General features: G+C 45.7%; 24 protein-coding genes. 18 read left to right on the top strand and 6 right to left on the bottom strand.

What is annotated here, in order from left to right; genetic code table 11:
• Nucleotides 1-1,117: 1,117 nt before the first annotated feature.
• From AAHF22_RS21015 to AAHF22_RS20995, 5 genes are all read right to left on the bottom strand, one after another.
• Nucleotides 1,118-1,495 carry a DUF5665 domain-containing protein gene (locus AAHF22_RS21015; RefSeq protein ID WP_347326979.1) on the bottom strand — a complete coding sequence of 126 codons (378 nt, stop codon included), beginning with the start codon at nt 1,493-1,495 and terminating at the stop codon, nt 1,118-1,120.
• Nucleotides 1,496-1,606: 111 nt separating this feature from the next.
• A complete protein-coding gene (locus AAHF22_RS21010; protein WP_347326978.1) occupies nt 1,607-2,119 on the bottom strand; it encodes a YtxH domain-containing protein in 513 nt (170 codons plus the stop codon).
• 160 nt (nt 2,120-2,279) lie between these two features.
• A complete protein-coding gene (locus AAHF22_RS21005) occupies nt 2,280-2,537 on the bottom strand; it encodes a GlsB/YeaQ/YmgE family stress response membrane protein (protein WP_347326977.1) in 258 nt (85 codons plus the stop codon).
• Between the two features lie 162 nt (nt 2,538-2,699).
• Nucleotides 2,700-3,347, bottom strand: coding sequence for a phosphatase PAP2 family protein (locus tag AAHF22_RS21000; protein ID WP_347326976.1), 648 nt, complete (start codon nt 3,345-3,347; stop codon nt 2,700-2,702).
• 380 nt (nt 3,348-3,727) lie between these two features.
• Nucleotides 3,728-3,952 carry a DUF1128 domain-containing protein gene (locus AAHF22_RS20995; RefSeq protein ID WP_347326975.1) on the bottom strand — a complete coding sequence of 75 codons (225 nt, stop codon included), beginning with the start codon at nt 3,950-3,952 and terminating at the stop codon, nt 3,728-3,730.
• Between the two features lie 167 nt (nt 3,953-4,119).
• Between AAHF22_RS20995 and yyaC the strand changes: the two genes are divergently transcribed.
• The 18 genes from yyaC to AAHF22_RS20905 all read left to right on the top strand — a co-directional run bounded on the left by yyaC (nt 4,120) and on the right by AAHF22_RS20905 (nt 22,514).
• On the top strand, nt 4,120-4,662 hold the full coding sequence (gene yyaC / locus AAHF22_RS20990; protein ID WP_347326974.1) for a spore protease YyaC: 543 nt from the start codon (nt 4,120-4,122) through the stop codon (nt 4,660-4,662).
• A 196-nt stretch (nt 4,663-4,858) separates the two neighbouring features.
• A complete protein-coding gene (locus tag AAHF22_RS20985; protein WP_347326973.1) occupies nt 4,859-5,647 on the top strand; it encodes an alpha/beta fold hydrolase in 789 nt (262 codons plus the stop codon).
• 133 nt (nt 5,648-5,780) lie between these two features.
• A complete protein-coding gene (locus tag AAHF22_RS20980; RefSeq protein ID WP_347326972.1) occupies nt 5,781-6,425 on the top strand; it encodes a DUF6483 family protein in 645 nt (214 codons plus the stop codon).
• 25 nt (nt 6,426-6,450) lie between these two features.
• Nucleotides 6,451-7,635 carry a class I SAM-dependent methyltransferase gene (locus AAHF22_RS20975; protein WP_347326971.1) on the top strand — a complete coding sequence of 395 codons (1,185 nt, stop codon included), beginning with the start codon at nt 6,451-6,453 and terminating at the stop codon, nt 7,633-7,635.
• 664 nt (nt 7,636-8,299) lie between these two features.
• Entirely contained in the window at nt 8,300-8,899 is a 600-nt protein-coding gene (gene uptA / locus AAHF22_RS20970; RefSeq protein WP_347326970.1) for an undecaprenyl phosphate transporter UptA, read from the top strand.
• Between the two features lie 26 nt (nt 8,900-8,925).
• The gene (locus AAHF22_RS20965) at nt 8,926-9,495 is read left to right on the top strand and encodes a thioredoxin family protein (protein ID WP_347326969.1); all 570 of its coding nucleotides are present in this window, start codon (nt 8,926-8,928) and stop codon (nt 9,493-9,495) included.
• Nucleotides 9,496-9,500: 5 nt separating this feature from the next.
• The gene (locus tag AAHF22_RS20960; RefSeq protein ID WP_347326968.1) at nt 9,501-10,136 is read left to right on the top strand and encodes an MBL fold metallo-hydrolase; all 636 of its coding nucleotides are present in this window, start codon (nt 9,501-9,503) and stop codon (nt 10,134-10,136) included.
• A gap of 872 nt (nt 10,137-11,008) precedes the next feature.
• Nucleotides 11,009-11,386 (top strand): ATPase, encoded by a 378-nt coding sequence (locus AAHF22_RS20955; RefSeq protein ID WP_347326967.1) that lies wholly within the window; start codon nt 11,009-11,011, stop codon nt 11,384-11,386.
• 241 nt (nt 11,387-11,627) lie between these two features.
• Complete coding sequence (gene gatC / locus AAHF22_RS20950; protein WP_347326966.1) at nt 11,628-11,915, top strand: Asp-tRNA(Asn)/Glu-tRNA(Gln) amidotransferase subunit GatC; 288 nt, start codon at nt 11,628-11,630, stop codon at nt 11,913-11,915.
• 44 nt (nt 11,916-11,959) lie between these two features.
• Nucleotides 11,960-13,417: an Asp-tRNA(Asn)/Glu-tRNA(Gln) amidotransferase subunit GatA gene (gene gatA, locus AAHF22_RS20945; protein WP_347326965.1), complete on the top strand. Its 1,458-nt coding sequence runs from the start codon at nt 11,960-11,962 to the stop codon at nt 13,415-13,417.
• Between the two features lie 27 nt (nt 13,418-13,444).
• Complete coding sequence (gene gatB / locus AAHF22_RS20940) at nt 13,445-14,884, top strand: Asp-tRNA(Asn)/Glu-tRNA(Gln) amidotransferase subunit GatB (protein ID WP_347326964.1); 1,440 nt, start codon at nt 13,445-13,447, stop codon at nt 14,882-14,884.
• Nucleotides 14,885-15,067: 183 nt separating this feature from the next.
• On the top strand, nt 15,068-15,562 hold the full coding sequence (locus AAHF22_RS20935) for a GNAT family N-acetyltransferase (protein ID WP_347326963.1): 495 nt from the start codon (nt 15,068-15,070) through the stop codon (nt 15,560-15,562).
• Nucleotides 15,562-16,275, top strand: coding sequence for an MgtC/SapB family protein (locus tag AAHF22_RS20930; protein WP_347326962.1), 714 nt, complete (start codon nt 15,562-15,564; stop codon nt 16,273-16,275). Before AAHF22_RS20935 ends, AAHF22_RS20930 begins: the two co-directional genes overlap by 1 nt.
• Nucleotides 16,276-16,501: 226 nt before the next feature.
• Nucleotides 16,502-17,071 carry a hypothetical protein gene (locus AAHF22_RS20925; RefSeq protein ID WP_347326961.1) on the top strand — a complete coding sequence of 190 codons (570 nt, stop codon included), beginning with the start codon at nt 16,502-16,504 and terminating at the stop codon, nt 17,069-17,071.
• Nucleotides 17,055-18,518, top strand: coding sequence for a DUF4097 family beta strand repeat-containing protein (locus AAHF22_RS20920; RefSeq protein ID WP_347326960.1), 1,464 nt, complete (start codon nt 17,055-17,057; stop codon nt 18,516-18,518). The genes AAHF22_RS20925 and AAHF22_RS20920 overlap by 17 nt, the downstream gene beginning before the upstream one ends.
• Before the next feature lie 178 nt (nt 18,519-18,696).
• The gene (locus AAHF22_RS20915) at nt 18,697-19,122 is read left to right on the top strand and encodes a Fur family transcriptional regulator (RefSeq protein WP_347326959.1); all 426 of its coding nucleotides are present in this window, start codon (nt 18,697-18,699) and stop codon (nt 19,120-19,122) included.
• A 139-nt stretch (nt 19,123-19,261) separates the two neighbouring features.
• Nucleotides 19,262-20,974, top strand: a complete 1,713-nt coding sequence (locus AAHF22_RS20910; RefSeq protein WP_347326958.1) for a glycosyl hydrolase family 18 protein — start codon at nt 19,262-19,264, stop codon at nt 20,972-20,974.
• Nucleotides 20,975-21,635: 661 nt separating this feature from the next.
• Nucleotides 21,636-22,514, top strand: a complete 879-nt coding sequence (locus AAHF22_RS20905) for a nucleotidyltransferase-like protein (RefSeq protein ID WP_347326957.1) — start codon at nt 21,636-21,638, stop codon at nt 22,512-22,514.
• 577 nt (nt 22,515-23,091) lie between these two features.
• Here AAHF22_RS20905 and AAHF22_RS20900 read toward each other — a convergent pair.
• Nucleotides 23,092-23,601 carry a hypothetical protein gene (locus AAHF22_RS20900; RefSeq protein WP_347326956.1) on the bottom strand — a complete coding sequence of 170 codons (510 nt, stop codon included), beginning with the start codon at nt 23,599-23,601 and terminating at the stop codon, nt 23,092-23,094.
• Nucleotides 23,602-24,525: the final 924 nt, after the last annotated feature.

Raw genomic sequence — 24,525 nt, 5'->3', positions numbered from 1 at the left:
CAATTGTCGATGCGGGCAATGGAATGAAGGTATGCTATTCTCTCTACTGTGTGGAGAGGGTGGGCATACCTTTTTTGAATTTCTGGAGTGGAGTGAAATAAGGCTGTAGTGTGCTTTTATTTTGAAATGGGAAAAGTTTTCTGTAGCTGAGATTTTTCGTTTTGAGCTGAAATTAATTTTACTTTAGGGATGGTTTTATTTTGGAGATTATGGTGGTAGTGAGTGGATATTTGAAATTCGGGTTTAAGTAGGTGTTGGTTGGTGAGCAGGGACCACTCCGGCAAGGAATAAGGGGACGGACTCAGGTGGAGGGGCGGGAATCTTTTGGAGTTGGGTGAGAATGAAGATTCCCGCCCCTCCAAAGTAGTAAGATATTTTGCTTTGCAAAAATCACTTTTTCATTGAACCCCGTGTTAGAAAGTCGCTAACACTAGAAGTCGTCCTTACCCCTTATTTCCTTGCCTTCGTTCCGTGCGGCTCGCAGGATTAAAGCGTAAATATAAAACCTCGAACCTCAAACCTCAAACCTCAAACCTCAAACCTCAAACCTCGAACCTACCTTTTGTCACATGTATTTTATATAAGTTGGATTTATGTGGTTTTTGAAAATGCGATAGTATACAAACCTAATCAAATGGAACATTTACACGTTTTAGCAATTTAGGTGCTATATTTGTCATCCACTGTGTATTTTAAAATCACGGATCATTATTTCTGAAAGGGTATGTGTATGATGTCCAACTCAGCATAGAAGTATAACTCAGCATAGAAGCAGCATTCAGAAATAGAAGTGAAATTCAAAATAGAGAGTATACACTTTAACGAATAGGTAAGTAATAAACAGGTTAGTAGCAAGTCTACAATAGAATAAACAGTTTGTATTTCTGTGATTTAGAGGGTAGAGAAGAATGAGAATGAAGAAGGGGGACAGCAGTGGGGGATAGACAGCAAGGAGAGAATAGCAATGAAGTAAGGTAGCAGAAAAAAGTTGAATGTATCGCTTGAATAGCATTCCACAATACATCATCCTCCAGTGATCGTTGCTGTAATCGCGAGTCAATGGAGGATGATTGAGGTGATGTATGACAACAGCAGCGAAGTCATCTATGTTTTGGTATTAGCGTCCGCCCTGGGAAGTGTTTACGTATTTAAGCAGTTCATTGATATAATCGCCGATGACGGGGAGGTTGAAGCTGACCAGTAGGGACAGCAGGTAACCGAGCAGGGCGAGGATAACGATCGTACCGAGTGATAGTCCGAGACCGCGTGCGGCGCCGGCGACGAAGTTGGTCAGGATGCGTTTTTTGACGCTGCTGTAATTTTCGATAATGTCTTTAATTTCCGCTTTATCGAGAGCGGCGGTGAGTTGGTCAAGGCGTTCATTCAGGCGCTTTACCTCGTGTCGAAGCTCGAATGGATGTTCACGTATCGTATCGGGCGGTTCTACTACCCGTGGCGGGTTAGGGGTTAATTGCTTGTCGTCTTTGTCGGCCATGTTGTTCCCTCGCTCTCAGATGAATTGGTGTACTGGACAGAGAAATAGCCGACTGCAATGAGCCGGCTATGATCATGTATCATTCTCGACGATGATGCGCCGGAATTGATTTTACTTATTGTCCGGAGTCAGTGGCTTTGCGTCTTTTTTTACATTGTCCGCCGCTTTGCCTACTTCTTTGCTAATATCGTCTTTTGCATCTTTTACATCTTCAGCGATGTTTTTGGAAGCTTCCGCTACATGGCTGATGATGTTGTCCTTCGCATTTTCTTGCTCCGGTGTTGGGGTTACACCATCTTTTACTTTTGTCGTGATTTCAGATGCTTTTGTCGCTACGTTTTGCGCCAGTTCTGTTGCTTTGTTGCTCACTGTACCAGCCAGTTCAACGGTTTTGTCGCTGATCAGGCCAGCTGCTTGTGCCGTTTGATCGGATACCGTATTGTAAACGGATTTCGTTTTCTCACCTGCAACAGACAGCTTATCGGAAATGTCTTCGCGCAGTTCGCGACCCGGTTTAGGAGAGAACAGCAACGCAGCAGCTGCACCAATCAATCCCCCGATAAATACACCTTTTAAAAATGTGGAACTGCTTTGCACCGGATACTCTTTTTCTGCTTCGTTCATGAACAATCACTCCTTGAATTAGTATAGGTTACATTGAATAGCATATACATCCTCCGTGGGAGGACCTAGCCATAGACGATCGAGTGAAGCTTTTCTTAGGAGTCGGATAATAGAAGTATCGCTTACCAAAAGTATGGCCTATATTTAAGCTCGGTGGTGATCAGGCGGATCGACGAAGCAATCCGGATACCAATCCAAGCAAAAAAACGAAAATCGCTGTACCTAGAATGGCGGGTATAATGGCAAAGCCGCCAATTACCGGACCAAAGTTACCAAATACGAGTGCACCCAACCATGCGCCGACGAATCCAGCGATTGCTGCACCGATCATACCACCAGGCATATGATCGCCTGCAAGAGCATTGCCAATCACACCGATAATAATGGCAAGTACTACGCTAATGATAATTCCCCACATAAGCAACGCCTCCTTCTGTAATAAGGTCATTGTATGTTTTGCCTTATCGCAGTTCATCGGGGTTCGATATCCGTTTTCGTAGGATATCTGCCAGCAATTGGTTGCTGCGGTCTTACTTCGTATATAAACATGGTTTATGCAGCATGAAACATAAGTGTGACGTTACGCCTTGCCCTGTAAGGGCTGCTGAGGTCGCCTGGATTGCCATAAAAAGAGACAATACGCACAGCCGACAAACCACCAAAAACCGCTAAAGAATCCAGCAAGCACATCGGTTGGATAGTGCACACCGAGATAAATGCGTGTCGTTCCAATCGTGACAATCAATAAAATACCTAAAACAATTGCAGGCAGCATGCGCTTGCCCTGTTGCTTACGATAGCGTGCCCAGATGAAGAACAGCATCCCATACATTGCCGCAGCAATCGTCGCATGACCGCTCGGGAAGCTATATCCAGACGCAGGTGCCCAAAATTCCAGCTCTGGCCGTGGACGCATAAAGTGCAGTTTGAGCACCGTGTTGAGCAACCAGGCGCCACCCATCGTAGGCAATAGCATAATCGCTTCACGATATTGCTGCATACGAACAAGGATGAAGCCGAAGCCAAATGATACGAACAAGGTCGGGTAAAATGAACCCAGATAAGTGAAAAACAGCATGATCGTGCGTAGTGGTTCCCCATGATGCGAGCGCAGACTCTGCTGAAATTCATTTTCCCATACATGAATTCGATTTCCGAATAAAGTCTGAACGAGCCAGATTGCCCCTTCCAGCAAGCCAAAGGAAATAATGCCGCCGCCTACAAGCACCAGTACAATAAGTAACCATAACGGCAGTGCGGAGGCGCGAGCGCGTTCAGAAAAGGATCGTGATGATATCGTAATCGCCCTCTTTCAACAATAAAGTAGAACTAGCAAACGAATCAAGTTTGCCTGCTAGGTGGCTGTTATTGCATACCGAACAGCCGAACCTATGTCGGTATAGCCGATTGAGAATAATAGATACGAGCCATCGGGATCGCCATCTATAAAACCTTTGCAGCTACAGACCGAGATAGAAGTTATCTATATATAACCACCTATCGGCGTATGAACCCTGTTATACGCAAACAAATCGTGAACGTTGCGTAAAAAAAGCCAGGCCCGCTTTCCGCACTGGAAAGGGACCTGGCTGTAGTGAAACCAATCCATCATTTATTGCGCAAACGTCCAAGCTCAGACACGAGCGCTTCGACTTCGCTAATACTCAGGTTAGGCTTATTCATGACGATATCATATACATCGTAAATATCATCGTACTGCTCTAACGAAAAAGCAGATGCTTGCATCGCTGCTCCACTCGCCATCCGCAGCTTCGCTTTGATACCTTCAATCATAGTCTCCAGATTTTCAGGCGTTTTTTGCGACAAATCCATAAATGGTGTTCTCCTTCTTTAGCAAATCGCTGATTTGGTTGTATTGTATCATGGATAGCGAGTCGTAACCAACATTTTGCGGTAACCTGGCGCATGCGGTAAAATGACAAGGAGCCACGTCTATTAAAAAGAATAAACACTATTGTTGAAGGGAAACTACCATTATTATGATTAATCGCCGTTCAAGCCTGCTCCCGTATGAGCAGCAGAACCGACGCAATGTGAATATGGATGGCATGGTACAGTTTTTTCGCATGATTCATAGCCGACATGCGCTTGATGAACTAGCCTTCGTTTGCATCGGAACCGATCGCTCGACTGGCGATGCGCTTGGGCCTTTGACGGGTAGCGGATTAGAAGCACACGGCATCCCGTATGTCATCGGTACACTGGAGCAACCATGCGATGCCCATAATTTACATGTACGCATCCCGTCCATTCCGGAACATATGACCGTGATCGCGATTGATGCCTGTCTTGGACAGCAGCGCTCGGTCGGTCTGTATAGCATCGGCGAAGAACCCTTATTCCCCGCACTATCGGTAGGTGGACAATTTCCAGGTGTGGGCACGTATAGCATTGCGGCCATCGTGAACGAGAATGGCCCTAAACCGTATTGGACATTGCAAACGACCTCATTACGTCAGGTGATGCAAATGTCAGACGATATCGTACAGGCAGCTGTCCGCGGACTCGGTTTGCGCTGTTAATGAATCGTAATGGATCTGAACGTAGCTGAAGTAGCGATACATTCGCACAGAGTGGCCTAACTATTGTAGTATAAGTGGAGCTAGAGCACGCTGAATCATCATGAACCTATACACGACAAACCCGTATGCCAATAAGCACAGTGTTCATACAGCGGCACGATCATATAAACGACCAAGCACAGGGAGGAACACAATGATGAGCCATCTTCCATCTGATTCTATCAACCACCCCACACTGCACTATACCGAATCTGGCAAAGGTGCACCGCTAGTATTGCTGCACGGCTTTCTAGGCAGCTCCGCTTACTGGGATGAGCTTGTCCCGTTATTATCTGCTCATTATCGCTGCATTACGCCTGATTTGCGCGGACATGGCCGCAGTCTCGCACCGGAGGGCAGCTATCGCATCGAGCAAATGGCCGACGATGTGATCGGGCTGCTGGATCATTTAGAACTTCCAACTGCTACCGTACTCGGCCATTCTATGGGCGGCTATGTTACACTTGCACTGGCAGAGCAGCATGCCGACCGCCTGGATGGATGGGGCTTAATCCATTCCACACCACATGAAGATGCACCGCAAGCGAAAGAAAATCGCCTGCTGGCTGTATCCAAAATTAATAGCCAGGGTATCGCTGCCTTTACCGATGGCATAGTCGAAGGTCTGTTCGCCCCTGCTTCACTGGAGCAACTACCTAAAGCCGTTCAAAAAGTACGCGAACTCGGCTATGCCACCCCACCACAGGGAGCGTGTGGCGCAGCACTAGCGATGCGCGAACGCCCTGATCGTCGCGAAGTGCTAGCCACCTCAACCCAACCGATCCTACTCGTAGCCGGCGCGCAAGATGGACTCATCCCAGCTGAACGCCTGTTCACATCAGAGGGACCGAACATTTCAGCGCACACGATTGAAACCGCAGGACATATGGGGATGCTGGAAACGCCAACAGAACTGGCAGGAATTATCCGCGATTATTTGGGCTGATGATGGGATGATTGGTAGTAGGTATAAAATTGTACATGGAAGTAATAAGGCTACGGTTTTATAGGTTTTTAAGTAACTTGCTTTTAATATAATGGCTTCTGATGCATTCACTATTACCAAAGGCGGGATCTCAATGTTCAGAAAAGATTACCTCGTAGGCATGATTGAGGATATGACCAGTATGATTGCCAAAGCATTTGGCTTAAAAGAGCAAAAGAAATACACGGAAGCGTTGTGGGAAATGGATGATCTGATGCGCAAAAACTTCCGACTGAACAGTGAACTGGTCAATCGTATGCCAACCGTTGAGATTATTGAGATGTTCCGTATCGGACCTACCGTTGAAGTGGATCAACTGCAAGGATTAGCTCGCATTCTGCGCGTCGAATCCGATATTTACGAAGCATCGGATAAGCAAGAGGAAGCAGTAGTACGCCGTATTAAGGCGTTGCATCTGTTTTTGTACAGTGCTGTCCACGGGGCTGATCGTGATCTATTAAACTATCCGCAACATATCGACGAACTGCTGGATGAGCTGGAAGAATACCTGCTTCCTGCCGCTGTTGAAAAATGGATGGTGGAATATGAGGAACAGGAAGGCTATTATGATAATGCGGCAGATGCGCTGCAACGATTAAATGAGCTGGATGCTGCTGAAGGAATGGCGGCAGGCGCAGCCTTTTATGAACGCTTGCATCTGAAAACCGACGAACAACTGGAAGCAGGCGGTCTGACTCGCGCAGAGGTAGAAGAAGGACGTAGGCGTTTCCAGAATTGAAGCAATAGAAAGTGAGATGTACAACATGGAGTCACTCCAGAAATTGATTCATCAGCTACTCGACAGCGGCGAGCTGATTTCCGCAACATTGAGCCAGCGCCGTAAACGTGATCCCGAAGGGTTTAACAAAGTCGTGATCAAGCCGGTCGAGCTGAAAAAGAATCTGTATTACCAGTTTGCTTACCATTACAGCAATAAAGTCACGCATGACAATATACCGGCTGCGGAGGCAGAACGTCCGCTGATGGAGCTGTTTGAGGAAACAATGCGTCAAGGTCTGCTCTGTACCGCAGAAGCAGATTACCAGATTTTGATCAGCAAAAAGTATAAAGTGTCGATTTTGACCAAAACCGCCACCAAAACGCAAGCCGATCTGAATCATAATCGCAAAAAGCGTTATATTTTGGACGAAGGCGAGCCTGTACCGTTTCTAGTTGAGCTGGGCATTATGAATGAGAACGGTAAAGTGCTGGCGAAGAAATACGATAAATTCCGTCAGATCAATCGTTTTCTGGAAATGGTGCAAGATATTTTACCTGCCCTGCCGGAAGGACGCGAACTCACCATTGTCGATTTTGGCTGTGGCAAGTCCTATCTGACTTTTGCGCTATACCATTATCTCAACATTCAACAGCGCAGACCGCTACGTATCGTAGGACTGGATCTGAAAGCGGATGTGATCGAACATTGCAGCCAACTTGCGCAGCGGCTTGACTATGACAAGCTGCGTTTTCTTGTGGGTGACATTGCGGACTATAACGAGCTGGATCAAGTCGATATGGTCGTTACACTGCACGCATGTGATACCGCAACCGATGCAGCGCTCGAAAAAGCAGTTCGCTGGGGTGCTTCCGCCATTTTATCCGTACCTTGCTGTCAACACGAACTGTTCGCACAGGTGCAAAATGACGAACTGTCTCCACTGCTATCGCACGGCATTCTGAAAGAACGTTTTTCCGCGCTAGCAACCGACGCCATCCGTGCACGCCTGCTCGACCTGATGGGCTACCGCACACAGCTGCTTGAATTTATCGATATGGAGCACACACCGAAAAACATCCTGATCCGTGCCGTCAAAGGCACAGCCGGCGACCAGGCAACGATGTGGCAAGAATACACCGTATTCCGCAATATGCTAAGCGCTCATCCGTATTTGGAAAATGCTTGTCGTGACCTGCTGCCACAAGCTGCTGAAGCTTCTAAGGCGTAAGCCGGTCAATGCTAAACAGGTACGATCATATCATTGCATCACATAACTTCATCACTGTATAACCGCATAATTGAACCGTTATGTGTTTTAGATTAGATGATGCTGTTACTTGAATTATGTTTAATATGCCTATTACAAGCTTTGAAGTAAGCCTTAGATGTAAGATGTAAAGCCACTTCAGGTTTTTATGTATAGGTGAAAAGCATAGAATTTAAACAAACATATAAAGCGACATAGATACGCTACGTCATAGACTGTTCATCATGCTGCTCTATAATTAGGATGTGTACGCAAACTTGCATGATGCGAGCAGCACTTCGCTGCGGGAAGGAAATAAGGGATGAGGACGATTTCTAGTGTTAGTGACTTCCTAACACGGATGCAATGAAAAGTGATTTTTGCAAAGCGAAATATCTTACTGATTACAGTGTTAGCGATTTCCTAACACGAGGTTCAATGAGAAAGTGATTTTTGCGCAGCAAAATATCTTACTGATTTGGAAGGACAGGAATCTTCATTCCTTCCCAATCCGGTAGATTTTCGCAGCTCCACGGAGTTCGTCCCCTTGTTCCTTGCCAAAGCGGTGTGTTTGCCCATCCAAACCAGTTTGCGTACAACCCCTAAACCCAAATTAAAAGCATCCAACTACATGCAAGGAGGATTGGTGGAGATTATTTCAGATATCATTGCCCAATTATTACAATGGGTAGAACAACTCGGCTATTTCGGTATTATGCTCGGCCTGATGATTGAGGTCATTCCAAGTGAGATCGTGCTCGCTTACGGCGGTTATCTTGTACATAATGGTACGATCAATTATTTTGGTGCGGTATTTTTCGGTACGATTGGTGGGGTTATCGCCCAGCTGTTCATTTACTGGATCGGACGCTACGGTGGTCGCCCGGTGCTGGACAAATACGGTAAATACATTTTGATCCGCAAGCATCATATCGATCATGCCGAGGAATGGTTTAACAAATACGGGACAGGTGTTATTTTCACCGCTCGCTTTATTCCGGTCGTGCGCCATGCCATTTCCATTCCGGCGGGGATTGCTAAAATGTCACATATGCGCTTTATTTTACTGACCACACTGGCAGTCATTCCGTGGTCAGCGCTATTTGTCTACCTCGGTATGGTACTCGGCAGCCAGTGGCAGAACATCGACGAAATCGCAGGTAAATATACCACACCGATTCTGATTATTGCCGTTGTGCTGTTGCTTGGCTATCTTCTGGTTAAAAGAAAAATGAAGAAAAAATAAACGCAATCCGAAAGGCGGCGGACTTCATGGCAAAAAGCAATCTGGCACATAAATGGGAACAGGCAATCACACCGCAACAGTTTATGGAAGGCATGACGAAAAATAAGGAAACATTCCACGATAATTACCAGCTGTTTAACTGGACGGATCTGGACGACCATGAATTTTTCAAATTGCTGAATCATCGTGACGATCTGCGTTCGCTCATTTTGGCAGCGGATTGGTGCGGCGACGTTGTGCGCAACATTCCAGTCGTATTCCGTGCTTTTGAAGAAGCAGGAATTCCAACGAAGGTGCTAATTATGGAAGAACATCTGGATGTGATGGACGAATATTTGACGATGGGCGGACGCTCGATTCCAGTTGTGATCGTGATCGATACCGGCGGACATGTGCTCGGTCAATGGGGACCGCGTCCACAGCATGTGCAGGAACTGATGGTTGCTTTCCGTGAAGAGAATCCAGACCGTGAAGCACCGGATTACAAAGACAAAATGGCGGTTGTCCGCCAAGCGATGATGGATCGTTATGGTGAGGGTTCTGCTTCCCATGCGATGGTCATCCGTGAGCTGCATGAATTATTGTCAGGAGTGTGAGTACTTTGTTTAAAATAGAAACGTTCTCGCTCGGTCCTTTGCAGACGAATGCGTATCTGCTCGTTGCTGAGGATAGCCAACGTGCGGTTGTGATCGATCCGGGGATGAATCCCGGTTCACTCATCCGACGGATCGAGACATTACAGTTAGAAATCGAAGCGATTTTGCTGACCCATGCTCATTTTGATCATATGGGCGGCGTGCAGGAACTGCGCCAGCTTGTGAATAGTCCGGTATATTTGCACGATCTGGAAGCAGAGTGGATGACGAATGCGAAGCTAAACGGCTCAGCCAATTGGCCTCAGGTCACACCGCCGATTACAGCCGAACCTGCCGAGCATGCACTGGACGAAGGACAGAAACTAGAACTCATCGGTCACACGTTTACGGTGTATCATACGCCGGGACATTCACCAGGTAGCGTAAGCTTCCTGTGCGATAAGCATTTATTTTCCGGTGATGTACTGTTCCGGATGGGGGTAGGACGCACCGACCTGACCGGCGGAAGTGAGCGCCAGCTCGTCGATTCGATTCGCACGAAGCTGTACCGTTTTGCAGACGAGACGATCGTCTATCCGGGCCACGGCCCACGCACAACGATCGGAGCCGAAAAAGCGAGCAATCCATACGTACCTGCTTAATCGGTAACAGGTTGATTAGCATAGCGTTAAAGCTTCAATCGTATATGTTCAAATCATCAGGAGACGGACAACGCTAAGGCTGTCCGCCTCTTTCATTTATAATGAGACATATTTTATGAGTTAAAGCCCAATCGTTTTTATGCCCATGTTTAATTCATATATGATGCATGGGCTATATAAATAGCCTACCTTACTGGGCTGACCTTTGCTCCTATCATACTGATTCGCAAAGCAGGTATCTATTTCAAAGCTTATTTATTACTTGTGTACTTGTGCTTTATGGTACTTTTTGAAGGCGAAGTTTATCCATATAACCGTACTCGATATAAAAATGTCGCGCATAGTGAAACTGCATTTTAATTTTTTTGTAGGAAATTGTCGATTTGCTATTGCCATTCTATAAAGGATCGCTATAATAAAACTATGCACGAGCACGCAGACCGCATGATTATCACGGTTTGCGTGCTTTTTTATTTGTACATGTATATGCTATATAAGTTTCTACAACCTTCATACGGCTTTATATAGAAGTACAGCAATCAATGTTTTATAATGAGTTACTTTTTATATTATTCGCTCATGTTTTATTCATAAACAACAATGCGCATTTAAAGATCGTTTATGCTAGTTTTTGAAAAATTCTTGTGCCTTACTTACTGCTGAAAATCGCCTCAACTTCGTCTACATCCGCTTACCAAAGGGTGCCCGCATCCCGCACACATTGACACCAATCGATGCCTTTAAACGTACACTATCACAGTTCCAGATCAGGCAAGAGTACAACGCCGCAATTTTCAGCATAAAAGTGGACACTACTTACTTTTTGTAGTAGGATGTACAAATAAGTAGATACAGCTAGGGGGAGATAAACGATGCTACACCTCGGTGAAAAAGTCGTAGTTGTCGCTGATACCTTTGAGCAAAATCTGCCTGTAGGCGATTACGGATATATTATCGCATATGACCGCAATCCTGATAATGCCTTCGATTATGTCATTCGTATTCCTAAAGCAAACCGTAACTTCTTTGTGCCGGCTACGGATATTGAGCCAGAAGAGAAGCTGCTGCAACAGGAAGCTGAACGAGTCGGACGCGAGGCGCTCATCGATTATGCTCTAGCGACACATAATGAAAAATTGTTTTTTCAAATTATGAATGGCGGAGAACTTCCAGTTCCTGAAGAACCATTAATTGATAAAAGCTCACAGGCTGATTTCGTTAAACAAATCAATCTGCGCGCTTGGATTTAAAAGAGTCGGCTCTGCCGACTCTTTTTTTGTTGATACTGTCGCTTTAACGGATTGAATTGTAAAGGTATGTACCCTATAATGGAAAAAGTTATTTCTTGCCGGAATCTGCGCGATTTTGCATAGGAATGTGCATCTCATTGAAGGGCATTATACTTTTATGTAGCACATGTAGCCTATGATCATGCAGATGAAATATTCGATCCGGCAGATGAACGGTACAGCATTGAAGGAGGGGTATACGATGAGCATTAATATTAGCGATGTAGAGCACGTAGCCAAGCTAGCGCGTCTGGACTTGAGCGAAGAGGAAAAGGAAATGTTTACGGCGCAACTGAGCGCAATTTTAAAATACGCGGAAAAGCTGAACGAACTGGATACAGACAACGTTGAGCCGACAACGCATGTCCTGCATGTGAGCAATGTGATGCGTGACGATGAAGTAAAAGAAAGCTTGCCGATCGAGAAAGTGCTGCGTAATGCACCGGACGATGAAAATGGACAATTCAAAGTGCCGGCGGTACTGGAATAGTTGGATCGAAATGAACGGATACAGAATTAAAGGAGGACACGCAAGTGACTTTATTTGATCTCAGTCTGAATGAAATACATAACCGGCTTCATGCCGGCGATTTGTCGGTAACCGATCTGGTTAGCCAGGCCTTTCAGACCATTAACGAACGTGATGAACAAATTCAAGCTTACCTGACATTGGACGAGGAAGGTGCGCTTCGTCAGGCGAAAGCGATGGATGATCGCCTATCCAGCGGCAGCGAACGTGGACTGTTGTTCGGTTTGCCTGTGGGCGTAAAAGATAATATGGTAACCGAAGGGCTGCGTACAACATGTGCGAGCCAATTTTTGCGTAACTATGACCCCATCTATGATGCAACGGCGGTCGAGAAACTGCGTGCAGCTGATTCGGTTATTGTGGGTAAGCTGAACATGGATGAATTTGCAATGGGCGGTTCCAACGAGAACTCCAGCTTTAAGCCGGTTCGCAACCCGTGGAATCTGGACTATGTACCGGGCGGCTCCAGCGGTGGCTCGGCAGCAGCTGTAGCGGCAGGCGAAGCGTATTTCACACTCGGTTCGGACACAGGCGGTTCGATTCGTCAGCCTGCCTCGTATTGTGGTGTCGTTGGCTTGAAACCAACCTATGGTCTTGTATCTCGTTATGGTCTGGTTGCTTTTGCTTCATCGCTTGACCAGATCGGACCGATTACGAAAAATGTAGAGGATTCCGCTTACGTGATGCAGGCCATTGCTGGTTATGATGCGAAAGACTCTACCTCTGCCAAAGTCGATATCCCTGATTATATTAGCTCGCTGACTGGCGATGTAAAAGGTTTGAAAATTGCCGTTCCATCCGAATACATCGGCGAAGGCGTAGACCCGGCTATCAAAGACGCGATTATGAGTTCACTGAAAGTGCTGGAAGGACTGGGCGCAGAGTGGGAAGAAGTATCTTTGCCTTATACCGAATATGCAGTAGCTACGTATTATATTCTTGCTTCCTCAGAAGCTTCGTCAAATCTGGCGCGCTTTGATGGTGTGCGTTACGGCGTGCGTGCGGACAATCCAGCGAACTTGCTGGAACTGTACCATCGCTCCCGCAGTGAAGGTTTCGGACCGGAAGTGAAACGCCGCATTATGCTGGGTACGTATGCACTAAGTTCCGGTTACTATGATGCGTACTATTTGAAAGCACAAAAAGTACGTACATTGATCAAGCAGGACTTTGACAATGTATTTGCCAACTATGACGTAATTATCGGACCCGCTGCACCAACAACAGCATTCAAGCTCGGTTCGCAGGTGGATGATCCGCTGACGATGTATTTGAACGATATTTTGACGATTCCCGTCAGTCTGGCTGGCGTACCCGCAATTAGCGTGCCATGCGGATTCGTAGACGGAATGCCAGTCGGCATGCAAATTATCGGTAAAGCCTTTGATGAGCAGACGGTTTTGCGTGTGGCGCATGCGTTTGAGCAACATACCGATTTCCATAAGCAGCGTCCACAACTGTAAAATCATCTGAAGAAGGAGGAATTACCGATGTCTACACCGACCTATGAAACGGTCATCGGGCTCGAGGTTCACGTCGAGCTTCATACCAAATCCAAAATCTTTTGCGGCTGCTCCACTTCCTTTGGTGCGCCGCCTAATACACATACCTGTCCAGTTTGCCTCGGTCATCCGGGCGTTTTGCCTGTACTCAACCGTCAGGCAGTCGAATATGCGATGAAAGCAGCGATGGCGCTAAATTGTCAGGTTGCGGATGTGAGCAAATTTGACCGTAAAAACTACTTTTATCCAGACTCCCCTAAAGCGTATCAAATCTCTCAATTTGATCAGCCGATCGGTGAACATGGCTGGATCGATATTGAAGTAGACGGCAAAACGAAGCGTATCGGCGTAACCCGTCTGCATCTGGAAGAGGATGCAGGTAAGCTGACTCACTCCGATGGCGGCTATGATTCGCTCGTTGACTTTAACCGTGTCGGCACACCGCTGATCGAGATCGTATCGGAGCCGGACATTTCTTCGCCAGAGGAAGCGCGTGCGTATTTGGAGAAATTGCGTGCGATTATGCAATATTGCGATGTATCGGATGTGAAAATGGAAGAAGGCTCGCTGCGCTGTGATGCGAATATCAGTCTGCGTCCAGTCGGACAGGAGAAGCTGGGCACACGTGCCGAGCTGAAAAACATGAACTCTTTCCGCGGCGTACAGCGTGGTCTGGAATATGAAGAGCTGCGTCAGGCGCAAATTTTGGACGATGGTGAGCTGGTTGTACAGGAAACACGTCGCTGGGATGAAGCGCAGGGCAAAACAATTTCGATGCGTGGTAAGGAAGAATCCCACGACTATCGTTATTTCCCGGACCCGGATCTGGTGACACTGCATATCGATCAGGAATGGAAAGATCGTGTGCTGGCTTCGATTCCAGAATTGCCGGATGCACGTCAGGCACGTTATACGTCTGAATATGGTCTGCCTGTCTATGATGCAAGTGTAATCACATCATCCAAACCGCTGGCAGATCTGTTTGAAGAGAGTCTAGCATTTACGAAAGATGCCAAATCGGTAGCAAACTGGATGCAAGGCGAGCTGCTCGGTTATTTAAACGCCAACAATTTGGAGCTGTCCGCGGTACCATTAAACGGACAAAAGCTCGGTGAAATGATTGGTTTGATCGAAAAAGGCACGATCAGTAACAAGATCGCCAAAACGGTCTTCAAAGAAATGCTACAATCCGGCAAAACATCCCAGGAGATCGTCGAAGAGAAAGGCTTGACCCAGATCAGCGATACAGGTGCGATTAAAGCGATCGTCGAAGAAGTGATTGCTGCCAATCCGCAATCGGTAGCTGATTATCAAGCTGGTAAAGACAAGGCGATCGGTTTCCTTGTCGGTCAGGTGATGAAGCAAAGTAAAGGTAAAGCTAACCCTGGCATGGTAAATGAGCTGCTGGCAGAGCTATTGCCTAGATAATACGGCTGTGGCTTGCTAATTGAACAATCAAGGGGCGCCACGCTCGGTAATTATATATTTATCCGGAGCTGGACGGATCGTCTATCTGCCCGACACAAGGACCTCGATTCCACACTGTGGAGATAGAGGTCCTTCTTTACAGCTAACGTTTCATACTAATAGGGAAATAGGAGAGGAGTTCATATGATACGCCAATGTTCATTACAGGATGACGATATCGTTCGTCAAATATGGAGCTTACAGCATATCGCTTACCGCATTGAAGCAGAGCTGATCGGAGTGAAAGAGCTGCCGCCGCTCATGGATACATTGGAAAGCTTGCGTCGTTGTGGCGAAACTTTTTATGCTGAATTTGACGAAGATGATGAGATTCAAGGCGTGGTTGCTGTAGAGTGTGAGCAGCCAGGTACGTTGACCATTTCACGTATGATGGTACATCCGGCATATGCACGTCAGGGCATTGGCAGCCATTTGCTGGAACATGTATTCAGCCGTTATCCTGATGTGCCGTTATATATCGTATCGACAGGTACACGGAATGAACCGGCTGTGAAGCTGTATCGTAAACAAGGCTTCCAGCCGGTAGAAGCATTTGAGGTGACACCTGGTGTAGAGCTGACGACCTTTCATCGTCACAATGTAGATCGTACTATTGCCTCCGCAGGGGAGGTTCATTGATGCCGGTTCACGATCCGTGGTATATCGATAATGTTCATATTTTATTGCGACTGCTGGCAGCGATGTTGCTCGGTGGTCTGATCGGCTGGGAACGGGAACGCTCCAGCCATGCCGCAGGCTTGCGGACGCATATTCTCGTCTGTGTCGGTTCTGCGCTCATTATGATGCTATCGGTGTACGGATTTTCCGAATTTGTAGCCGAAACGAATGTACGTATTGACCCGGCGCGTCTGGCAACCGCGGTGATTTCAGGGATTGGTTTTCTCGGTGCGGGTACGATTTTATTTACCGGTAAAGCAATCACTGGTTTGACGACAGCCGCTTCGTTATGGGTAGTTGCTGCTATCGGATTGGCGATTGGAGCAGGCTTCTTTTTTGCTGCTTTTGTAGCGACACTGCTCGTCGTTGTCAATCTGTGGGTACTTAATATTGTTGAGCTGCGTTATATTCGCCGTAGTAAAGCCCATGCGATTACGATTGAAGGCGTATCCGGTGTACTGACGCTGGAACGTGTCTCCAAATTCATGTACGCTGAAAATATCACGATCAAAAAGATTACGTTTATTAAGGAACGCAGCGGACATACGATCTCGTCCGAGACATTACTAACCGAACTACGTATGAATGTAGAGATTCATCATGAGTATAAACCGATGGAGATCATCAGTCGGATGCAAAAGATCGATGGCGTAACAGCGGTTTCGATCGAGTAGAACGACTAGAACGACGGGATATCGCCTGATGTACACTGCACACATGTATATGCGATGTAGGATAGAATGAAGACATAGATCATGCTCATATCGTGCGCATATATGGCTTATATACACATAGCGATTCACTATTTTCGAATCAAAAGCATCACTTCGGTGTAAATAGTACACAGACTTGTGTTTATGATATAGCTTGATTGCTTTGAAATGGAAGGAGGACCCGGCCATGACCACATCACCCTCACGGCTCCCGCTGAAACGTAAATTTTTTGCTCTATTGATCGCTGCATTGTTTCCGGGCTTGGGTCATATTTATTTGGGACTGGTACAAAAGGGCATTCAGTTCATCGTGCTATTGCTGCTCGATGTGTCGGCGTTGCTGTATTTTACCTCCAAAGGAATCCAGATCAACCTGCCGCTGCTAGTGCTGCTTGCGCTGTTTGTACCGATCATTTATTTCTACAATATTTACGATGTATTGCAGTCTACCGATTGGATTAACAATCATATTCGTGCGCTCATTCCTTTCAAAAAGACCAATCCAGCTTTTGCCAAACTGCGCGGTATTTATTTTGGCATCTTGCTAATTGTAGAGGGAGCACTGATCTGTCTGTTCTGGCTACGGCCGTACTGGCTGCGTAATATAGTCAGCTTCTGGGCAGGCTATGTCACCGCAGCTGTATGTCTATTGATCGGACTGGCACTGCTCGTATTCCAGATCATTCGCATCTATCGTGCGCTGCATCGACCTGTTCAGGAAGAGACGGGAGGTGTGATTCATGCCCGTAAAAATTAAAGTCGGTCGCCTAACAGCAGCCTTACTATGGATTGCGCTTGGTATTCTGGTTATTATCGATCAGCGTACCGATGGGGGGCAATTGATGTTACTGCTCACCTGGTGGCCGCTCATCCTCGTCGCATTGGGGATCGAATATGTCGTGTTCTATTTGTTCGCCAAGCGTCGTCTGCTACGTATCCGATTCGATATCAAAGGGATTTTACTAGCGATTATCGCGTCTGCGGCAGTGTTTCTTGTGACCGAGCAGAATCAGTATTTGTATCTATGGAGCAGAGTCAGTCTGGATTTGACAGCAGCATCGTCTGAATTTAGTGAAGCTTCCGGTACTCGTACCGAGCTTGCACGTGTCGATGTGCCTTTGTCCGATGATACAGACGAGATTACGATTGAAGGGATCAACGGTGATCTAATTGTACGAACAGGTAATGTAGAGCAGATTCAAGTCCGTCCGGTTGTATGGGTAGATGAAGTCAAAGCGGAAGAGGCGCGTGCCATCGCCGAAGCGACTACGATCAAGACGAGTGAAGGACAGGAGATTAACATTCATGCGGAAACGAAAACGTATGGTGAATCCAAAAATCGTCAGCCACGCGTGAATATGGAGATCATTTTGCCATCTGCTCGCCACTTTGATATCAATCTGCAAACGACGAATGGTAAAATCTCGATGGACAGTGTAGAAGCACTTCGCAATATTTCAGTGCGCACAGGCAGCGGTAGCATCGTGCTTAACAAAGTGATGGGCGATGTGAAAGCTCAGGCAACGACCGGTAATATGGTCATCAATTCGGTGCTCGGTAATTTGAATGCCGATACGAGTCAGGGGAATTTCCGCGTCCGCGATGTGAGTGGAGCTGCGCGTCTGTACACGCAAGTAGGGGATATTTCGTTAATGAGCAGTTTGGGCGATATCGATGTGAATACGCGAAACGGTAATATTTTCGTGAATGAAGCTAATTTTGGTGTGAAAGCAGAGACGCTGAACGGTAATATCGAAATTCGTTCGGTTAGCATCGGAGACGATTGGTCTGTGTATAGCGCTGTCGGTGTCATTAATTTGTATTTGCCGCCTTCGGGTGATTATACGGTCGATGGTTCGAATAGCTATGGGACAGTAAAGACCGATTTGCCGTTAGAAATGAAAAATAGAACGCTCTCCGGTACATTTGGCAATGGCGATCATACGATCCGAGTCGATGGGAATGGCGATCTGAATGTGCTGCGAAATACCGATGCGCCGATCAAAAACAATGATGCAGAGCAGATTGAGCCTGAAGGTGTAGATACGACTGGGAATGAGAGCCAGAGTAATGAAAATCAGAGTAGTGAAAATGAACGTAGTGAGAATCAGAACCGTTCGAATCCATCTGTAAGCAATGCCAATCCGACTGGAACAGGAACGACCAATAATGAATCCAACTCGGATACAGATGCTGCTCAATGAACTTCAACATCTGCCCGATGAATTATTGGTGCCGTTGACAAGCCCAATTTGAAGCACGTACAATGGAAACCGTGTAGAAATGGGCTTGACCTCCAAAAGTTTCTGCACGTACGATGGCCGTAAAGTAAACAGGAAGAAGCTCCCTCACAGAGACAAAGCTAGACAGGATGGTGAACCAATGACAGCACGAGTAGAACATGCACTGGAACAATTGAAAACGAGTGGAGTTCGCATCACGCCTCAGCGTCATGCCATTCTGACCTATCTTATGGATTCGATGGAGCATCCTACAGCGGATGAGATTTATCGTTCACTGGAGCGGCAATTTCCAAGCATGAGTGTAGCAACCGTTTATAACAATTTGAAAATGCTCACTGAAGCAGGAATGGTACGTGAATTGACCTATGGAGACAGCTCCAGCCGATTCGATGCTAATGTGAGCGAGCATTACCATATTATTTGTCAGCATTGCGGCAAAATCGAAGATTTTCATTATCCTGCGCTGACTCATATTGAAGATCAGGCAGCCAGACATACAGGCTATCGAATTTCCGGACATCGTATGGAGTTATACGGAATTTGTAGGCAATGTCAGTGTAAATAGAACAGAAGTGAGCAGCACGGACAACATAACGTCGTGCTGCTTTTTTTATCAAGCAGACGATAGTAGCAGCAGCATGGATAAGCAATACCAAATAAAGCAATACGTACACAACCTAACATGAGCACAACAGGAGGTTACCTTGACCAGACAAAGACGTTCGCGTACACGCAGAAGTCGTATGATCAAATGGTGGATCGCAGTATGGATGTTAATAATTGCAGCCGGACTTGCCGCTTTTCTGATTTTACCGAACCCATTGCATGAACAGCCAGACTGGAAAGGGTTAAAGAAGCCTATATTTGTACAGGGAGTATTAATGAATGAACCTGCCTACGGAACAGGCGAATCGCTCCAATTGCCATTGTCTGTTGTACAGGAGCAGATCAATGGGAATATTCATTATGAACAAGCTACACGTTCTGTTATTTTAACGACAGGCCATAACATTATGCAGCTACAGGAAGGCAGTAAGACTGCTAATCTGAATATGAAGTCCGTTCAACTTCGTGTAGCCCCGCAGCAGGCAGGCGATATCGTCTACATTCCGATCGCGCCGCTCAAGCATATTTATCATATCGATGTGTATGAAGATTCACAGACTGGCGCCGTTATCTTAATGCGTGCGGGCGACCGGATTCAATATGCGCATGTAGCAACAGAGGATCAAGACGGAACGATACCTATGCGTGCGGCAGCGAGTATACATTCACGCATTTATGCGGATGTTACAGCCGCTCAGCGTTTGCGCATCTGGGAAACGGGTGAACAGTGGGTGCTTGCCCAGCTGGATAATGGTGTATCCGGCTATATTCAACGTGATCATATCGCACTCGCTGATCTGGTCACTGTACCTGTACCGAACATTCCAAATAACCGAAAAGAAAACGATTGGCGTGGCAAAAAGGTAAATCTAGCCTGGGAAGCTGTCTATGAACGCCGTATTGATCCTCATTCGATCGGCGAGCTGCCAGGTGTGAATGTGCTGAGTCCAACCTGGTTCGAGATGATCGACAGCAAAGGCAACGTGCGGAGCAAGGCAGATATGGAATACGTTAATTGGGCGCATAACCGCAATAAGGAAGTGTGGGCTTTGCTGAGCAATGGGTTTGATGCGGATCGCACAACGGTAGCGCTAGGTACGTATGAAAATCGAAGCCGAATCATCGCTCAAATGTTAGAGTATGCCAGCATGTACCAGCTGGATGGTATCAATATCGATTTTGAAAGTGTGCACACATCAGATGGACCGAATGTGGTGCAATTTATACGTGAACTTAAACCACTTGCAACCCAGCGCGATCTGGTGCTCTCGATGGATGTTACACCGAAGTCCAATAGCGAACTCTGGTCAAAGTTTCTCGACCGCCGTGCGCTGGCACCTTCACTGGATTATATGATGTTAATGGCGTATGACGAACACTGGGCGTCCAGCCCCAAATCAGGTTCGGTCGCTTCTCTCCCGTGGGTGGAAAATGCCGTCCAGCGTGTGCTACAAGAGGATGAAGTACCAGCGGATAAACTGATTCTCGGCGTACCGTTATATACACGAGTATGGACAGAGCAACAGCAAAATGGCAAAACGAAAGTTTCCTCGCGCGCACTCGGCATGCAGCGCGTAGCCAATCTGATCGAACAAAAGAAGCTAAAACCTGTTTATGATCAAACAACCGGTCAGAACTATGTCGAATACAAGGAAAACGGCACAACCCAGAAAATATGGATTGAGGATGAAACTTCTCTAAAAGCTCGCGTCCAACTGGCCAACAAACTAGGTCTTGCCGGCATCGCCTCATGGACACGAGGTTTAGGCGACGACAGAGCATGGGACACACTGGCTACTATTAAAAAATAAACGACTGCCCTTGTATCATTAAAAGCTCCAATCTTTGATACTGATATACATGCCATCGTTGCCCAACCCTGGATTCGCACGTATGCACATAGATGCAATGTTGACGCATTTGCTTCATCAGCGCTGGACTAGTCCGCAACTGAATCGCATAGTGCGTCATATTGTTTGTATCACCAATCGGTGACAGCGTTCATAGGTTTTCCTAAGCTTAAAGCAACCAATCTATCGAATTAAACATCCCATGATTTCTCAGCCAATGGATTGCCAATACATTCCTCATCCATAACTGATTATTAATAAAGCATCGTCACCAAAGCAGTATTAACAAAACATCTCTAGCAAAACATCCTTAGCAACAAATCTTTAACAACAAATCCTTAGCAACAAATCGATCAACTTTAATAGCACGGCAGATTACTTCCATGAACAAGGGAGACTGCCGTGTTTTTACATGTTTAAGCACATACTAGTCCTTCATTAACGCGGTCGCTTAGTATATAAATAAAAGGAATAATTTTATGACTATGAAAATTCACAACCTGTTCGGCAGGAAAAAAAGAAGAGGTTGTAGAAATATGGACTGATAAGAAGGCATACTGCCCAGGAAGTCAGACGACCAGAAGTGCCATCCATATTTCGTTAAACGGATGAGGGGGATACCGTGGAATTAACTAACCTTTCTTTTCTTCATGAAAAGCGAAATAATCATCGGATCATCGGAGCGGTTGCTTCGCGTAAAACGAGCGGAAGCTTTGACGGCTCACTGCTTCATGATTTTGATGTATTAATTATTGTTGTCTATCGTCAACATGAGGACGAAGAAATCATAGAGCATCGTATGGATGCAAGTAACAAGAACATACAGGTGATATACATTGATCGTCAGGTGTTGGAAAATGATATGATCACAGGCAGCAATCATATGATTGTCGAGCAGTTTTTGAAAGGTGATCTGATCTGGGATACAGACCGCGAGCTGGAACGGTTACGCAAGCAATTTGCACATTTTGAGCGTCCATTGAGTGAGCGTCGCGTTTTGCTGGAGTTCGCCCGTTTTCTGGAGCTATATGTGGAAGCCAAACGCCATATGCAGCAGCAACAGGTCATGGATGCCTACAATTGCATCTTTCAAGCACTTCCATATTGGGCACGAATCGATTTATGTGAAAAAGGAATTTATCCGGAAATGGCAGTATGGGAGCAAGTACGCGAGCATAAGCTGGATGTACATAAACTGTACGAACAGCTAGCATTCAGCAATGAAACGATGGAACAAAGAGTCGAGCTAGTGTTGCTAGCATGCGAATTTTCTGTCATGTCCAAAATGAGTGAATGCTCCGCTTCGCTGTTCCGTGTGCTCCGTAGCCGTCAACAGCCATGGAGTATAAGAGAATTGCTCGATCACCCGGAGCTATGTCATGTAGGCAGCCGACTATCCATGATCGTCCGCAAGCTGGTCTATCGTTCCCTGATCAAAGAAACAACGATCTGGAATCCGAAAGCAGGCGGCGAACGGGAAATTCACTACTCATTAAACTAAGTTTTGCATACATCGTCACCGGAACACATCATTCTAATGGATGGTCTCCCTATAAAATAAATTAAAAAGAACTAAGCGCAACACAACACAACACAACACAACACAACACAACACAACACAACACAACACAACACAACACAACACAACACAACACAACACAACACAACACAACACAACACCAGTACCTTGACCAGACTAAATATTAGTTTTGATTGTATATTGAAATGACTATATTTTAAGACGTAAATCATTCTTGAAAATTAAATTAATCTCAGTCAAGGTGTTATCAGTTCAGCCTATGATCCTAGCTTTAACGTGCAAATCTACATTCAAGTCTAAAGATTTCCAAACCTCAGAACTCAAGCGCTCAGAACTCAAGCGCTCAGAACTCAAAAGCTAAGAATTCAACAAAACTCAAATGCTTCAGACCAGAAAGAGAGTGTCCGGCATCTACACAACCGGCCACTCTCTTTCTACTTCATAGTAGAATCCACTGACAAACTCACAAACTAACTAAATAACTAAATAACCAACCATGTATAAACCACAATTACACACTCAACCAATACAACACCATTTAAAAGATAGCAAAAACAATTCCTGCCCGCTCAGCTGCGGCCTGCTCAAAAAGCGTAAACACTTCATCCAAATAGGGTAATAAGTAACCTTCCACTATATCCTCATACGTTTCTTCCTCATGAATCGTAAACATGAGCGGCATCACCTGAGCCATATCTTCCAGCCGATCAGCTGATCCCGGATGATCCAAATGTTCGCCCATATGCGTTGAACGATGCTTCCAGTCTTCAAAATGTATGCGTTCCTGAAGAGACGCTGTCTCTTTAAGTTCAGGTAGCTTCTCCGCCATATGGGCAACCTGCTCAGCCGACAGATAAAATGTACCCAATTCGGTCAACGTGCTTTCCACATGATAAGTGCTCGTAACAGGTACGAGAGGGATATCAGGAAACATCGCCGCAATCAAACTCCACGCTTTATCAATATCCAGATCTGGTTGACCTGCATCGCCATTCAAAATCTGCTGCAAATTATCTCGTTCCACAAAGTAAGCTCCCGTTATACCCATAATGACCATCGCCTCCTATGGTTTATACTCAATTACCAACATACTAGATCTTTTTTGAAAGTTATGTGCTCACCAGCCTATTCAACAATTGTCTATAAAATCACGCCTATACTATATATCACCATATCGCTTTGCAAAGACGAATCCATTCATACTACAAGAGGCTACGCATACTATAAAAGAAAGAGCAACATCATCTACTACCTTCACTAACTCAAATACAAACCCAAGTTCAAACCCAAGTTCAAACCCAAGTTCAAACCCATACTTCTCTTCTTACTTTACTGTTCTCTGTTTTATTTACTTTTGCCCGTTGCGCACTGCTTACACGTATACAGGTTTGCTTAAATACCCTAGTGCGTTGATCATTTTAAATACTAATTTTTATAGTATCCTTGTTTGACGATAGTAGGGGACTTACAGCAATTTCAAAATGTACAGTAATCGAAGTTAACATACGATTTGCAATACGTCATGAATATAAGTCATCATAAATTGAAATACTACAATCAAGAAACAATGATTTACAGGATTTTTCAGAAAATATCCTCCTAGAAACAGAGGGGAATCTGTGGAGGAGCAAATGATAAATAAATAGTTGACTTCTACATTTGATTTATGATAAATTATAAAACGTTCCGCTTGAACATCTTATTAATAAGAAACGAGCAGAATGGCTGAGCTTCAACGGTTTATCGACATTATAAATGGAAAGCTCGTTAAGAGCTTGAAAAAAAGTGTTGACACTATGAATCTCACATGATATATTATAAAAGTTGTCACGAACGAGTGATGATGAAAGAAAAAGTATCATGAGCTTCCTTCGTGAAGCGCTTTGAAGCGAAAAACACTTCAAAAAAAGTGCTTGACGAAAGAAACACAACATGATATGATATAAGAGTTGCTGCGAGAGACACTGAGCAG

Origin of the sequence: Paenibacillus wenxiniae (assembly GCF_039822605.1) — a bacterium.
Lineage (GTDB): Bacteria > Bacillota > Bacilli > Paenibacillales > Paenibacillaceae > Saccharibacillus > Saccharibacillus wenxiniae.
Note: the sequence above shows the minus strand (reverse complement) of the source record. Positions and strands in the feature narration are given on the sequence as shown.